Below are 14,761 nucleotides of genomic sequence, written 5' to 3'. Positions count from 1 at the left end.
GTGATGTGACGCCTTCAAGGGCCAGGCTTCACAGCGCTTGCAGCACCAGCCCGGCCAGCGCCGATCCGGCCAGCGTCGGCAGCATGCCGAGCTTCAGCCTGAGCATGGCGACCATTGCGGCGGCTGCCAGCAGTGCAGCACGCCAATCCAGCGACGCAAGCACCGGGATCTCCATCCCGTGGCCAACGCTGCGCACCTGACCGAAGACGACATGCAGCGCGAACCACAAGGCAAGGTTCATCACCACGCCGACGACGGCCGCGGTGATCGCGCCGAGCGCCGCCGAGAGCGCCTTGTTCTGCCGCAACTGCTCGATGTAGGGCGCACCGAGGAATATCCAGAAGAAGCAGGGCACGAACGTCACCCACAGCGTCAGCAGCGATCCGAGCGAGCCGGCGATGAGCGGGCTCATCGCGCCGGCGTGGCGATAGGCGGCGACGAAGCCGACGAATTGCAGCACCAGGATGAGCGGCCCGGGCGTCGTCTCGGCGAGACCGAGACCGTCGACCATTTCGCCGGGCGCCAGCCAGCCGAAAGAGGTGACAGCCGCCTGCGCGACATAGGCGAGCACCGCGTAGGCGCCGCCGAAGGTGACGACCGCCATGACACTGAAGAAGCCGCCAAGCTGCGTCCAGACGCTGGTCGAGCCGGTCAGAGCTGCGATCAGCGCCACCGGCCCGAGCCAGATCGGCAGCCAGGTGGCGACGGTGCGCGGCGCGTGCCATCTCGTCGGCCTTGTATGGTCGAGTTCGCCGCGCTCGAACATCAGGTCGACCACGCCGCGTATGTCGGGCGCGTTGCCCTTGCCGTGCGCCGCTCCGGAGAACGGCACCGGCGCAAAGCGGTTGCCGATCCAGCCGGTCAGCCCGGCTGCCAGGATGATGAGCGGAAACGGCAATTTGATCACATAGATGGCGAGGAAGGCGGCGACCGCGATCGCCACCATCACCCGGTTCTTCAGTGCCCGCTTGCCGATGCGGATGACGGCCTCGACGACCACGGCGAGCACCGCCGCCTTGACGCCGAAGAACAGCGCCTCGACGACCGGCGCATCGTTGTAGAGCATGTAGAAGCTGCTCAAACCCAGCATGACGAACGCCCCCGGCAGCACGAATAGGATGCCGGCGACAAGGCCGCCGAGGGTCCGGTGCAGCAGCCAGCCTATATAGATGGCGAGCTGCTGCGCCTCCGGGCCAGGCAGCAGCATGCAGTAATTGAGCGCATGCAGGAACCGCTGCTCGCCGATCCAGCGACGCTCCTCGACCAGTTCCTTGTGCATCAGGGCGATCTGTCCGGCCGGCCCACCGAAAGACAGCAGGCCGATCTTCGCCCACAGCCTCACCGCCTCCTTGAAGGTCGGCACGGCCGGAATTTGGTCCACTTGCGCATCGTTGTCCACGACAAGGGAGTTCATGGCGCTTTGCTCCCGCTCGGCCAGTTATGCGTTTCGTCGGTCGCGTCGCGGCACCACCTGAAAAAGGCGTCATAGAGCAGCATGCCGGCCTCGAGCTGTTCGAGATCGTCGCGGAACATGCGCGACAGGCCGAGCGACGCGGCGAGGAACCCCGACGCCTGCGGCACGAGATCGAGGCGCGCTGTATCGGCGGCGCGCACGATCAGAGCGAGGCGATCAAGCGCCTCCGACCGCAGCCCGAACTCTTCGATCATCGTGTCGAAGGTGCAGCGCTCGCCGCGATGGCTCCAGAATACGTCGTCGATGTCGAAGGGTACCGCCGAAAAGCGATCGGCCGCCGCCAGCACCTCGGGCGGTTCGACGAACAGGAACACGGCCGATGGATCGACGAAGCGGCGGATCAGCCACGGACAGGCGATGCGGTCGACCTTGGGCCGCGCCCGCGTCACCCACACCGTACGGCCCTTGTCGTCGCGCGGCGGCAGCGCGTCGGCCTTGACCAAAAACCCCTTGGCCGCGACCCAGGCCTCGAAGCCGCCTTCCAGCGATTCCGCGGTGATGCCTTCATGGCGCAGCCATGCGGCGACGCCCTGCGAGAGCTTTTGCCCTCTTTGACAGATGACGACGACCCGGCGCCCGGCGAAATCGGCCGCCCAGGTCGAGACGGTCCTGAAATCGCGCCGGCACGACGCCGGCAGCAGGCGCGGATCGGCATCAAAATCCTCGTCGATGCGAACGTCGACGAAATCGGGCGCATCGGGCAGGCCGACGAGCCGGGAGAGCTGCGCTACGGTGATTGCGGTTGTTGACGGCATGGCGTCCACCTCCATGACAAGAGAGCTTGGACGCGATCGTTGGGCTGACGCCTCACGGGGTCATCGCGATGAACCCCTTGCCACAATGCTGGAACGATCCCCGGCCTTTGTCAAGGAAGGAGCAGTTGGCGGCGGCCATGCGCTTCATTCCCCAACACCGTCACAATACAGTTATCCTGCAGCGATAGGCAGTGCTTTAGCTGGCCCGCGGGCCGGTTCTCTCATTCTTTGGAGCTTTCCATGCACAAGATCATTTTCGCCGCCATGATGCTGGCATCGGCCGTCACAGGCGCTTCGGCTGCTGAAGGCAAGCTCGTGCTCTACACCAGCCAGCCCAACACCGACGCCCAGCAGACCGTCGATGCCTTCATGGCCAAGAACCCCGGCATCACGGTCGAGTGGGTGCGTGATGGAACGCCGAAAATCCTGGCCAAGCTGCGCGCCGAGATCGAAGCCGGCCAGCCGCAGGCCGACGTGCTCCTGATCGCCGACGTCGTGAGCATGGAAGGGCTGAAGAAGGAAGGGCGCCTGCTCGCCTACCCCGGCGCCGATGTCTCCGGCATCGATGCGGCCCTCTACGACAAGGACAAGACCTATTTCTCGACCAAGCTGATCACCACCGGCATCGTCTACAACACCAAGGCGCCCTTCGTGCCGACGAGCTGGGAAGATCTGACCAAGCCGGAAGCAAAAGGCCTCGTCGCCATGCCCAGCCCGCTGACCTCGGGTGCGGCGATGATCCATGCGGTGACGCTGACCGGCAATCTGCCGGAAGGCTGGGACTATTATGGCGCGCTGGCCAAGAACGGCGCCCAGGCGAGCGGCGGCAATGGCGACGTGCTGAAAGCCGTCAGCGGCGGCGACAAGCTGTTCGGCATGATCGTCGACTACATGCCCATCCGCGAGAAGGCCAAGGGCGCTCCGGTCGAGTTCGTCTTCCCGAAGGAAGGCGTTTCGGCCGTCACCGAGCCGGTGGCCATCCTGTCCACAGCCAAGGACACCGACGCCGCCAAGGCCTTCGTCGATTTCCTGCTGTCCAAGGAGGGACAGGAAGTTGCCGCCAAGATGGGCTACATCCCGGCGCGCACCGACGTCGCCTTGCCGGCCGGCTATCCCGATCGCGGCTCGATCAAGGTGCTGGGCTACGATGCGGCCGCCGCACTTGCCAACGACGCCGCCAACAAGGAAAAGTTCGGCGCCGTGATGAGCCAGTAGCCGGTCCACTAGCCGGCAATGTCATCCGCGCAGGATATCCTGCCCGGGCGGCCTGTATCGGCGCCGGCAAGTCGCCGGTACACCGCCGGACGAGCGACGTCAGGCTTTCGCGTTTCGGCGCTGGCCGTTCTGCTGTTGATCGCGTTGCTCAGCCTGTTACCGATGGCGAGGCTTGTCGTCGCGGCCGTCGCGCCGGGTGGCGAACTCGACGTCGGCGCCTTCGCCGATCGCCTCGCCAGGCCTGCCGCCCTGCGGGCGATGGGACACACGCTGGACACCGCCTTCTTCGGCGCCGTGTTTGCCGTCTGCCTCGGTGGCCCCTTCGCGGTCGCGGTGACCATGACCGACCTGCCCGGGCGAAAGGCGCTCGGCTTCCTGCTGCTTTTGCCGTTGATGATCGCGCCGCAGGTCACGGCGCTGTCGTGGCTGCATTTGTTCGGCCCTTCCAGCACGCTGCTCGGCATGGTCGGCCTGGCGCCGCCACCTGGCACGCCCAACCCGATGCTTGGCCGCAACGGCATCATCCTGCTTTACGCCGTCCAGCACGCGCCGATCGTGTTCATCACGCTGCGAGCAGGGCTTTCCCGGGTGCCGCGCGATCTCATCGAGGCCGCCAGGGCCTCGGGCGCCACACCGCATTACGCGCTGCGAACCATCGCGCTGCCGGTCGTGCGACCATATGTTGTCGCCGCCGCGGCACTCGCCTTCGTCTCCGGCGTCGGCAATTTCGGCATCCCGGCCCTGCTCGGAATGCCGGTCAACTATTTGACGCTGCCGACGCTGATCTATCAGGATCTGTCGAGCTTCGGCCCCGGCGTGCTGCCGCAGATCGCGGCGCTGTCGGTGCTGGTCGGCGTGCTGGCGCTGGCTGGCGTCGCTTGCCAGTCGCTGGCCTTGCGCGGTGCGGCCCATCGCTTCACCGGCGGCACCTCGGCTCGTTTCGAACTCGGCGGCTGGCGCCTGCCGCTCGCGGGGCTCGCCTGGCTGGTGATCGGCGCGATCCTCGTCCTCCCGGCTTGCGCGCTTTTGACGACCTCGCTCATCCCCTCCTTCGGCGTGCCGCTTGGCTGGGGCACGATCACCGCTTCCAACTATGCGGAGGTGCTGGTCCGGCAGGCCTCGACCGTTCGAGCCTTCCGCAACTCCGCTCTCTTTGCCGGCAGCGCGGCGCTGATCCTGGCGATCGGCGTCATTCCGGTCAGCGTTGTGCTCGACCGGTTCGGCCGGCGCTGGCAGCGTCTTGCCAGCGGCATCGTCGACCTGCCCTATGCGGTTCCCGGCGTCGTCCTTGCCATCGCCTGCATCCTTCTGTTCCTGCGCCCGCTGCCGCTGATCGGCAGCCTCTACGCAACCGCATCGATCATCGTCATCGCTTACGCGATGCGGTTTTTCACGCTCGCCATGAAGCCGGTGGCGACCGCCGTCGGGCAGATTTCGCGCGATCTCGACGAGGCGGCAGCGATCTCCGGTGCCGGCCCGCTTCGCCGGCTGGCAACAATTGCCGCGCCGCTCGCCGCACCCGCGGCGGTGGCCGGCGGGCTGCTCGTCTTCATGAGTGCCTTCAACGAGCTGACGGTCTCGGCCCTGCTCTGGTCGAGCGGCAACGAGACGCTCGGCGTCGTGCTGTTCAGCCTCGAGGAAGCAGGGCTGGGCACGCAGGCTTCGGCGATCGCCGTGTCGACGATCGCCGTCGTCATCGCCTTGCTGCTGGTGCTGGACCGGTTCGGGCGCCGGCTTCCGGCAGGCGTATTGCCCTGGAGGTAGAGCAATTCCAGGAAAAGTGCGGTGCGGTTTTCCGTCCGGAATTGCGCAAAAACAAATTCCGAGATTCAGGCGCCGGGGATCACCCAGGCGTCCGCAACCGCCACATGCACCTGCTGGCCGACCGCCAGCGCATCGGCGCTGTCGATCACCAATTCCTGTCCTGGCATCGGCAAGGCCAGCCTGACCTCATGGACCGGGCCGCGATAGATGCTGTCGAGCACCGTTGCCGGCAGGCCTTCGGGGGCAAGCCGCAGTGCTTCCGGCCGCAACAGCACCTTGACCGCGCCGGCAGCACCCCCGGCACTGCGCGCCGTGACGCGATGCCCCGCTATGTCGATCCTCGCGCTCGTTTCGTCATGATCGACCGCCGTCGCGGCAATGACGCTGCCACGCCCAACGAAGCCGGCGACCATTGTGTCGGCCGGCGCGCGATAAACCTCCTTCGGCGGCGCCACCTGAAGCACCTTGCCTTGGCTCATGATCGCGACGCGGTCGGCCAGTGCCAGGGCTTCGGCCTGGTCGTGGGTGACGTAGACGATGGTGGCGCCGGTGCGGCGATGGACGTCGCGAAACGCTTCGACCATCGAGGCACGCAGATGCATGTCGAGATTGGCGAGCGGTTCGTCGAACAGGATGATCCTGGCGTCGGCCACCAGGCAGCGCGCCAGCGCCACCCGCTGGCGCTGGCCACCGGACAGTTCCTCGATGCGGCGGCCTTCAAAACCGGCGAGCCCGACGATCTCGAGCACCGCGCCGACGCGGACGGCGATCTCGCCGGCTTTGACACGGCGAGCTTTCAGCGGATAGGCGACGTTAGCGGCCACGTCCATATGCGGCCAAAGCGCGTAGGACTGGAAGACAACGCCGATGCCGCGCGCTTCCGGCGCCACCTGCCGCTGCGGATCGGCCATCAGTTCTTCGCCAAAGAACACGCGGCCATCGCTGGGCGCCTCGAAGCCGGCGATCAGCCTCAGCATCGTGGTCTTGCCGCATCCCGACGGCCCAAGCAGAGCCGTGAAGGTGCCTGCCGGGAAATCGAGCGAAACGGCGTCCAGCGCAACCGTGTCGTTGAACCGCTTGGTGAGGCGGTCCACCCTGATTTCGCTCATGCCTGGCTCATCCGCGCGTCGTTTCGCTTGTCGGCGCAGGCATAGCCGTTACGGCATCCGGCCGGCAATAGGCTGAACCTGGCAATGACGAAGACCAAGGCTGCATGGCGCGCCAACGACGCCGGCCGCGCCTGCACGGATCCGCGAAAAACCGGATCGCCTGCCGCGGCGCCTACTGCGCCGTCCAGCCGCCATCCATCGGCAAGGTCGTGCCGGTGATCTGCCTGGCCGCGTCCGAGCACAGGAACAGCGCAAGTGCGGCAAGCTCCTCGACGGTGACGAATTCCTTGGTCGGCTGGGCCGCGAGCAGCACGTCGTGCTTGACCTGTTCCTCGGTCATGCCGCGCGCCTTCATCGTGTCGGGAATCTGCTTTTCGACCAGCGGCGTCCAGACATAGCCGGGAGCGATCGCATTGACGGTGACGCCGTCCTGCGCCGCCTCCAGCGCCACGGTCTTGGTCAGGCCGGCTATGCCATGCTTGGCCGAGACGTAGGCCGACTTGAACGGCGAGGCGACCAGCGCATGCGCGGAAGCCGTGTTGATGATGCGGCCCCATTTGCGTGCCTTCATGCCGGGCAGTGCGGCCTTGATCGCATAGAAGGCCGCAAGCAGGTTGATGCGAATGATGGCTTCCCACTTGTCGTCGGGAAATTCCTCGATCGGCGCGACATGCTGTATGCCGGCATTGTTGACCAGTATGTCGAGGCTGCCGAAGGCTTCCTCGGCCTCGCGCACCATGGCACTCACCGCCGCGCCGTCCATCATGTTTGCGCCGGAGTAACGGCACTTGACGCCGAAATCCTTCTCGATACCGGTTCGCTCCTGCTCGATTGCCGCGGCGTCGCCCAGCCCATTGATGGTGATGTTGGCACCCTCGGCGGCGAAGGCGCGGGCTATGGCCAGGCCGATACCACTGGTCGAACCGGTGACGAGGGCGTTTTTCGAAGACAGCAAACCCATGGGGGATCTCGCGAGAAGTGGGAGGGAGATACGATCATATATTTGTGCATTGCAGCATGACAATGCCAGCGCCATATATCGATGCGATTACAGCCAGATTGCGGCCCAACCCGGTCCGCGATTGACCTTGCGGCCGTGGTCGCCCGGCCGACACGGGACTGTCATGGTGCCGTGCAACATAATTGCCTGCGCATTCGCGCGGTCATTCCCGAATGAATGGGGTACAAGCTTGGAAATCGCCGATGTCGTGAAGCGCGCCTATGCGATGCCGCTCACCAATCCGTCCTTCCCGCCCGGTCCCTACCGTTTCTTCGACCGCGAATATGTCATCATCACCTACCGCACGACGCGCGAGGCGCTCGAGGCTGTCGTTCCGGCGCCGCTGGAGATCGGCGAGCCGCTGGTCAAATACGAGTTCATCCGCATGCCGGATTCGACCGGCTTCGGCGACTATACCGAGACCGGCCAGGTCATCCCGGTGCGCTACAAGGGCCAACACGGCGGCTATGTCCATTCGATGTAGCTCGACGACGACGCGCCGATCGCCGGCGGCCGCGAGCTCTGGGGTTTCCCGAAAAAACTCGCCAACCCCAAGATGGTGCATGAGGGCGAGGTCGTGGTCGGCACCTTGCACTATGGCAGCGTGCTCTGCGCCACCGGCACGATGGGCTACAAGCACCGGGAGGCCGACCACGATCAGGTACTGGCTTCGCTTGCCGCGCCCAATTTCCTTCTCAAGATCATACCGCATGTCGACGGCACGCCGCGTATCTGCGAGCTGGTCCGCTACTACCTCACCGATGTGACGCTGAAGGAGGCCTGGACGGCGCCCGCCGCGCTCGACCTTCGGCCTCATGTCATGGCCGACGTGGCAAAGCTGCCGGTGCTCGACATCGTGTCCGCCGTCCATTTCACCGCCGATCTGACGCTCGGGCTGGGCGAAGTCGTCCACGATTACCTCGCCGACCACAGCCAGCCCGCTGCCAGCGCATCCCAGCCGGAGAAAGCTCGTGCTTGAACGCACCCGCAACAAGGCGCTCGCCGCCACCATCGAGGAAATCACGGCGCAATATGATCGCATCGCGCTGGTGTTCCAAGGCGGCGGCGCGCTCGGCGCCTATCAGGCCGGCGTCTATCAGGCGCTGGCCGAAGCCGGCTGCGAGCCGAGCTGGCTGTCCGGCGTGTCGATCGGCGCCATCAACGCGTCGATCATCGCCGGCAACGAGCCGAGCCGCCGGCTGCAGCGTCTCGAGCAATTCTGGCAGACGATTTCGGGGCGCAAGATCTGGGCCTATACGCCCGAAGGCGACATCTACCCGCGACATCCGCAACCGCACCTCCTCGTGGATGACGATGGCCATGGGCCAGCCCGGCTTCTTCAAGCCGCGCAGTCCCAATCCATGGTTCGAACAGCCGGGGGCCGAAGGCGCCACCAGCTTCTACGACACCGCCGAGTTGAAGGACACGCTGGAAAGCCTGATCGACTTCAACATCCTCAACGACGGCAGGAAGCGGCTCAGCGTCGGCGCGGTCAATGTCCGGACCGGCAATTTCGTCTATTTCGACACCGACAATGTGCGCATCGGCCCGGAGCACATCATGGCCAGCGGCGCGCTGCCGCCCGCCTTCCCGTCGGTCCGCATCGAAGGCGAGTATTACTGGGATGGCGGCATCGTCTCCAACACGCCGCTGCAATATCTGCTCGACCAGGACGAGGACCGCTCGTCGCTGGTGTTCCAGGTCGACCTGTTCAGCGCCCGCGGCGTGCTGCCGCGCGGCATGGCCGACGTGCTGTCGCGTCACAAGGACATCATGTATTCCAGCCGCACGCGCCAGAACACCGACAATTTCCAGCGCATCCACGCACTGAAGATGAAGCTGCTCGATGTGCTGAAGCGCGTACCCCCGGAGCAACTGAGGGACGGCGAGAAGGAGCTGATCGCCGACTATTCGGACGCCGGCGTGGTCAACATTGTTCACCTCATCTACCAGCACAAAGGCTATGAGGGGCACGCCAAGGATTACGAATTCTCCGGCACCTCGATGCGCGAACATTGGGAGATGGGCCTCGAGGACACGCAGCGCACGCTGCGCCATCGCCAGTGGCTGACACTGCCGACCAATGTCGAGGGCGTCGCGATCCACGATCTGCATCGTGAGGATCCGACCTAGAGCAAATTCCAGGAAAGTGTGAAACGGTTTTCCGTCCGGAATTGCGTCAAAGCAAAGAGATAGAGCGATTCTGCGTTTCAGTGAAACTGATGAACCGCTCTAGGCTAGCGGGCCCGGCAACTCATTTTGCAATCTCCAGCAGCGACGCCACCAGCAGCCGGCGCTCGTCCTGCGAGAGCACGTCGGAATCGAAGAGATTCATGCTGCGAAGCCCTTCGATGGCGAGAAAGCAGACCAGCAGCGCCTTGATATCAGGCGTCTCATCCTTCAGCCGCTCGAACAGCTGCTGCTTGAAGGTCTTTATCGGCGTCATGAAATCGGGGTCCTCGGCGATTGCCGAAAATATCCAGGACGCCGAGGGTTTCGGCTCCTCGCAATCGTCGGCCGAAAGCCTGACATAGGCCGCAAGCCGGCTTTCGCCGCCATTGTCGGCCGCGCGGGACTCCAGCGCCTGCTCGAATTCGCGCAGATAGTCCTCCACCAGGCCCTGCATCAGTTTCGCCTTGGTCGGGAAATTATAGAGCAAGCCGCCCTTCGACACGCCGGCGCGGCTGGCGACGGCGTCGAGCGACAGGCTGCCGGGACCGGTCTCGCGCGCCACCTCGGCGGCGGCGGCGAGGATCTTGTCGCGGGAATTTGCTCTGCGGGTTTTCATCGGCGCCTCCCCTTACATTAGCCTATGTGGAATTGACAAGACCGTCCAGACGGTACAGTAAGACCGCCATCATTTGAAATCGGGACATGAGACGAATATCTGTCCCGGGATCGACCGCCATGCCGGTCGCCGGTTGAGGGGACACTCTTGTTCAAGCGCACAATCCAGACAATCGTCATCGCCTTGGTTTTGCTCGTGCTCGCGGTGGTATGTGGCGGCATCGTCGGCTTCAACTTCCTGCGCGACAACGGCATCAAGCAGTACTTCGCCACGATGAAGCCGCCGGCGGCGACCGTCTCGACGACCATCGTCAAGCCGTCGAGCTGGACGCCGGGCGTCGAGGCCATCGGCACGGTCAGCGCCGTGCGTGGCGTCGACCTGACCGTCGAGACCGCCGGCATCGTCAAGGAGATCCTTTTCCACGCCAACCAGAAGGTGGCGGACGGCGCGACCCTGCTGCAGCTCGATGATGCCGTCGAGCGTGCCGATCTGGAGGCAACCAAGGCGCAGGTGGCGCTCGTCGAGACGGCGCTGACGCGCGCCATCGAACTGCAGCGGCGTGGCGTTAATGCGGAAGCTACGCTCGACACGGCGCGGGCAGCGGCATCGGCCACCGCCGCCCAAGTGAACAAGCTGCAGGCGGTGCTCAACCAAAAGCAGCTGAGGGCGCCCTTCAGCGGCACGGTGGGCATCCCCAAGATCGATCTCGGTCAGTACCTGGCGCCCGGCACGTCCGTGGTGACCTTGCAGGACCTGGACACGATGCGGGTCGATTTCTCGGTTCCCGAACAGCAGCTGCCACTGCTGAAGATCGACCAGACCGTGCGGCTGGGAATCGGCGGCGGCGACATGCCCTTTGCCGGCAAGATCCGCGGCATCGATCCCAAGATCGACCCCGCGAGCCGGCTCGTCACCATCCGCGCCGAGGTCGCCAACAACGAAGGCAAGCTGACGCCTGGCCAGTTCGTGCAGGTGCGTGTCGAACTGCCCGAGGAAAACAACGTGCTGGCGGTGCCGCAGACGGCATTGACGTCCAGCCTCTATGGCGACTTCGTCTTCGTCGTGCGTCCGGCCAAGGCCGCCGAAGCCGCTCCGGCCCCGGCAGCCAAGCCGGACGAAAAGCCCGCCGACAAACCTGCGGCGGATGCCGCCAAGCCGACGGCAGATGCGATGAAACCCGCTGCCGAAGGTGCTGCGGCAAAGCCAGCCGACAAGGCGGCTGCAGACCCGGCCAAGCCTGCAACGGAAGCGCCGAAGCCGGAGCTTGTCCTGTCCCAGGCCTTCGTCAAGCCGGGCCGCCGCAACAACGGCATGGTTGAGATCCTGGAAGGAATCGCCGCTGGCGACGCGGTTGTCACCGCCGGTCAGAACCGGCTCTACAACGGCATGTCCGTTGCCGTCGACAACACGATCGACCCGACCAAATCGGCAAACAACCAGGCCGCCCAGCAATGAGCATTTCCGACATCTTCATCCGCCGCCCGGTCCTGTCGACCGTTCTGGCCTGCATGATCCTGCTCCTGGGCTTCCAGGGCATCTTCAACCTGTCGATCCGGCAATACCCGAAGGTCGATGAAACCGCGATCACGATCACGACCGCCTATCCCGGCGCCAGCGCCGACCTGATCCAGGGCTTCATCTCCGCGCCGATCGCACGTGCCGTCGCCTCGACCGAAAACATCGACTACGTCACCTCGGCGAGCCGGCCGTCTTCCAGCACCGTGACGGTGCAGATGAAGCTTGGCTCCAATCCCGATGTCGCGCTGACCGAAGTGCTGTCAAAGGTCCAGGGCGTGCGCGGCACCTTGCCGGATGCATCCAAGGACCCGGTGATCGTCAAGGGCACCGGCGATCAGTTCGCGATGATGTACATCTCGATGCAGAATCCGAACATGACGAAGGAGCAGCTGACCGAATACATCGAGCGCGTCATCCGGCCCCGTATCTCGACGGTCGAAGGCGTTGCCGAGGTGCAGATCTTCGGCGCCCAGGAATATTCGATGCGCGTCTGGATCGACCCGGTCAAGCTTGCCGCGCGCGGCGTCACCGCGTCTGACGTGCTGACCGCCATCAACGATTCCAACTTCCTCTCCGCGCCCGGCAATACCCAGAACGAGTATGTCGTCTCGTCGATCACCGTACGCTCGACATTGCAGACCCCGGAGGCTTTCGCCGAGCTTCCGCTTCGCTCAAAGGATGGCAACGTGGTGCGGTTGCGCGACGTTGCACGCGTGGAACTGGGCGCGGAGAACACCGACACCCGGGTCAGCTTCAACGGCAAGCCCGGCACCTTCCTCGCCATCTTCCCGACGCCGGCAGCGAACCCGCTGACGACGGCGGCGGCGATCCACAAGATCGTGCCGACGATCCAGGACACGCTGCCGAAAGGCATGACGATCGAAATCGTCTACGATTCCACCGAGCAGATCAGCGCCTCGATCGAGGAGGTGTTCAAGACCATCGCCGAGGCGGTCGCCATCGTCATCGTCGTCATCCTGCTCTTCCTCGGTTCGTTCCGTTCGGTGATGATGCCGATCGTCACCATCCCGCTGTCGCTGATCGGCGTCTGCTTCCTGCTTTTTTCGGTCGGCTATTCGATCAACCTCCTGTCGCTGCTGGCCATGGTGCTGGCGATCGGCCTGGTCGTCGACGACGCCATCGTAGTGGTGGAGAACATCCACCGCCACATGGAAGAGGACCACATGTCGCCGATGCAGGCGGCCTTCAACGGCATGCGGGAGATCTTTTCCGCCATCGTCGCCATGACGATCACGTTGGCTGCGGTGTTCGCGCCGCTGGCTTTCACCGGCGGCCTGACCGGTGCGCTGTTTCGCGAATTCGCGGTCACCCTTGCCGGTTCGGTGGTGCTGTCGGGCATCATCGCCGTCACCATCACGCCGATGATGTCGGCGCGCCTGCTGAAGGCCGGCGCGCCCGGCCGTTTCCAGCGCGTTGTCGATGGCACCTTCGGATGGGTCGAGCGCGTCTATGAGAAGGCGGTCAAAGGCTCGCTGAATTATCGCCCGGTGACACTGATCATCGTCTTTGCGCTGGTCGGCGTCACCGGCTTCGCGTTCACAAAAACCTCAAGCGAACTGGCGCCGGAAGAAGACCAGGGCTTCCTGCTGTCGATCGTGACCGGGCCGCGCTACGCGACGTCGCATTACACCGAGACCTACGTCAATCAGATCCTGGGCCTGGTCAAGGATATCCCGGAAACGCGGGCGCAGTTCTCGGCGGTCGCCTTCGGCGGCCAGACCAACGGCGCCTTCGTCGGCTTCGCGTTCAAGGACTGGGCCGAGCGCGCCCGCGGTTCGAAGGAGCTCCAGGCCGACATACAGGGGCGTCTCGGCAAGGTCGCCGGTGTCGAAGCCTTCGTCTTCGCGCCGCCGACGCTGCCGGGCTCCGGCGGCGGCCTGCCCATCTCCATGGTGGTGCGATCGACCGGCGCCGCCTCGGAGGTTTACGAGGCGGCCGAGCAGATCAAGAACAAGGCGCAGGCTTCCGGTCGTTTCATCGTCGTACAGAACTCAATGTCCTACGACGCGCCACAGGTGACGGTGACCATCGACCGCGATCGCGCCGCGGCCCTCAACCTGCCGATCGCCGACATCGGCCGCACCTTGACCTTGCTCGTCGGCGGCGCCGAAGTGGCGCAGTTCGACCGCGACTCCAACAGCTACGACATCATCCCGCAGGTGCCGCAGGAGTTCCGTGACAATCCCGAAAAGCTGGCCGAGTATTTCGTGCGCAGCGCCTCGGGCGAGATGGTGCCGCTTTCTTCCGTGGTAACGATCTCCACCAACGCGTCGCCGGCGGCCATCGAGCAGTTCAACCAGCTGAACTCGGCGACGATTTCCGCGCTGCCGCTGCCTGGCGTCACCACCGGTGACGGACTGAAGGCCCTGGAGGACATCGCCAAGGAGAGCCTGCCCGAAACCTTCTTCGTCGACTATTCCGGTCAGTCCAGGCAGGAGAAGGAACAGGGCAACACGATCCTGATCGCCTTTGCGGCCGCCGTGCTGGTCATCTATCTGGTGCTGGCGGCGCAGTTCGAAAGCTTCCGCGATCCGCTGATCATCATGATGGCGGTGCCGCTGTCGATCTTCGGCGCCATCGTGCCGCTCAATCTGGGCCTCGGAACGCTCAACATTTACACGCAGGTCGGCCTGATCACGCTGATCGGCCTGATCACCAAGCACGGCATCCTGCTGGTCGAGTTCGCCAACCAGCAGCGCGAGAAGCACCAGATGTCGCGGCGCGAGGCGATCGTCGCCTCGGCCAAGGTCCGGCTGCGGCCGATTCTGATGACGACGGCAGCGATGGCGCTGGGCGTGGTGCCGCTGATCATCTCCAGTGGTGCCGGCGCCGCGGCGCGCTACTCGATGGGTCTGGTGATCTTCACCGGCATCCTGGTCGGAACCATGTTCACGCTGTTCGTGGTGCCGATGTTCTACACCTTCATCGCCAGCAAGGACCTGCCGCATCACGCCGAGAAGCCGGATCCGAAGCTGATGCCGGTGCCGGTGGACTGACAAAGACAAAAGACAAAAAAAGAGGCCGGAAATTCCGGCCTCTTTTTGACTGAGTTGTTTTACCGCGGACGCCGCTTCCAGCGCCTTCCGGCGGGAGCCTGAAACGGTGAAGCGCAGCAGC

At 64.7% G+C, this 14,761-nt stretch carries 9 protein-coding genes and 2 pseudogenes; 6 read left to right on the top strand and 5 right to left on the bottom strand.

The genetic code is table 11. The features are described 5' to 3' along the window. Nucleotides 1-28: 28 nt before the first annotated feature. Nucleotides 29-1,414, bottom strand: a complete 1,386-nt coding sequence (chrA, locus tag AC1RUK_RS31940) for a chromate efflux transporter (RefSeq protein WP_481837447.1) — start codon at nt 1,412-1,414, stop codon at nt 29-31. After that, the gene (locus tag AC1RUK_RS31935; RefSeq protein WP_481837448.1) at nt 1,411-2,229 is read right to left on the bottom strand and encodes a chromate resistance protein ChrB domain-containing protein; all 819 of its coding nucleotides are present in this window, start codon (nt 2,227-2,229) and stop codon (nt 1,411-1,413) included. The genes chrA and AC1RUK_RS31935 overlap by 4 nt, the downstream gene beginning before the upstream one ends. A gap of 240 nt (nt 2,230-2,469) precedes the next feature. Here AC1RUK_RS31935 and AC1RUK_RS31930 point away from each other — a divergent pair, with 240 nt between their 5' ends. Together AC1RUK_RS31930 and AC1RUK_RS31925 are read left to right on the top strand one after the other, a co-directional pair. Further along, complete coding sequence (locus tag AC1RUK_RS31930) at nt 2,470-3,444, top strand: ABC transporter substrate-binding protein (RefSeq protein WP_481837449.1); 975 nt, start codon at nt 2,470-2,472, stop codon at nt 3,442-3,444. An 18-nt stretch (nt 3,445-3,462) separates the two neighbouring features. Continuing rightward, the gene (locus tag AC1RUK_RS31925; protein WP_481837450.1) at nt 3,463-5,208 is read left to right on the top strand and encodes an ABC transporter permease; all 1,746 of its coding nucleotides are present in this window, start codon (nt 3,463-3,465) and stop codon (nt 5,206-5,208) included. A 65-nt stretch (nt 5,209-5,273) separates the two neighbouring features. On the opposite strand, the gene AC1RUK_RS31920 is transcribed toward AC1RUK_RS31925, so the two are convergent. Both AC1RUK_RS31920 and AC1RUK_RS31915 read right to left on the bottom strand, forming a co-directional pair. After that, entirely contained in the window at nt 5,274-6,317 is a 1,044-nt protein-coding gene (locus AC1RUK_RS31920) for an ABC transporter ATP-binding protein (RefSeq protein WP_481837451.1), read from the bottom strand. 172 nt (nt 6,318-6,489) lie between these two features. Then, nucleotides 6,490-7,278 carry a 3-hydroxybutyrate dehydrogenase gene (locus AC1RUK_RS31915; protein ID WP_436169453.1) on the bottom strand — a complete coding sequence of 263 codons (789 nt, stop codon included), beginning with the start codon at nt 7,276-7,278 and terminating at the stop codon, nt 6,490-6,492. A 229-nt stretch (nt 7,279-7,507) separates the two neighbouring features. Here AC1RUK_RS31915 and AC1RUK_RS31910 point away from each other — a divergent pair. After that, nucleotides 7,508-8,296 (top strand): annotated as a pseudogene (locus AC1RUK_RS31910) (acetoacetate decarboxylase). Beyond that, nucleotides 8,289-9,450 (top strand): annotated as a pseudogene (locus AC1RUK_RS31905) (patatin-like phospholipase family protein). Before AC1RUK_RS31910 ends, AC1RUK_RS31905 begins: the two co-directional pseudogenes overlap by 8 nt. A 121-nt stretch (nt 9,451-9,571) precedes the next feature. On the opposite strand, the gene AC1RUK_RS31900 reads toward AC1RUK_RS31905, so the two are convergent. Beyond that, a complete protein-coding gene (locus AC1RUK_RS31900; protein WP_120013416.1) occupies nt 9,572-10,105 on the bottom strand; it encodes a TetR/AcrR family transcriptional regulator in 534 nt (177 codons plus the stop codon). Nucleotides 10,106-10,252: 147 nt separating this feature from the next. Between AC1RUK_RS31900 and AC1RUK_RS31895 the strand changes: the two genes are divergently transcribed. Both AC1RUK_RS31895 and AC1RUK_RS31890 read left to right on the top strand, forming a co-directional pair. Beyond that, nucleotides 10,253-11,560 carry an efflux RND transporter periplasmic adaptor subunit gene (locus AC1RUK_RS31895; protein WP_481837452.1) on the top strand — a complete coding sequence of 436 codons (1,308 nt, stop codon included), beginning with the start codon at nt 10,253-10,255 and terminating at the stop codon, nt 11,558-11,560. Beyond that, complete coding sequence (locus tag AC1RUK_RS31890; protein ID WP_481837453.1) at nt 11,557-14,640, top strand: efflux RND transporter permease subunit; 3,084 nt, start codon at nt 11,557-11,559, stop codon at nt 14,638-14,640. Before AC1RUK_RS31895 ends, AC1RUK_RS31890 begins: the two co-directional genes overlap by 4 nt. Nucleotides 14,641-14,761: the final 121 nt, after the last annotated feature.

The organism is Mesorhizobium monacense, from assembly GCF_056781675.1.
This window is presented reverse-complemented; position numbering and strand designations above follow the sequence as displayed.

Coding starts and splice junctions, on each gene's coding strand:
- chrA (WP_481837447.1), bottom strand. CDS start 1,414: ATGAACTCCCTTGTCGTGGACAACGATGCGCAAGTGGACCAAATTCCG.
- AC1RUK_RS31935 (WP_481837448.1), bottom strand. CDS start 2,229: ATGCCGTCAACAACCGCAATCACCGTAGCGCAGCTCTCCCGGCTCGTC.
- AC1RUK_RS31930 (WP_481837449.1), top strand. CDS start 2,470: ATGCACAAGATCATTTTCGCCGCCATGATGCTGGCATCGGCCGTCACA.
- AC1RUK_RS31925 (WP_481837450.1), top strand. CDS start 3,463: ATGTCATCCGCGCAGGATATCCTGCCCGGGCGGCCTGTATCGGCGCCG.
- AC1RUK_RS31920 (WP_481837451.1), bottom strand. CDS start 6,317: ATGAGCGAAATCAGGGTGGACCGCCTCACCAAGCGGTTCAACGACACG.
- AC1RUK_RS31915 (WP_436169453.1), bottom strand. CDS start 7,278: ATGGGTTTGCTGTCTTCGAAAAACGCCCTCGTCACCGGTTCGACCAGT.
- AC1RUK_RS31900 (WP_120013416.1), bottom strand. CDS start 10,105: ATGAAAACCCGCAGAGCAAATTCCCGCGACAAGATCCTCGCCGCCGCC.
- AC1RUK_RS31890 (WP_481837453.1), top strand. CDS start 11,557: ATGAGCATTTCCGACATCTTCATCCGCCGCCCGGTCCTGTCGACCGTT.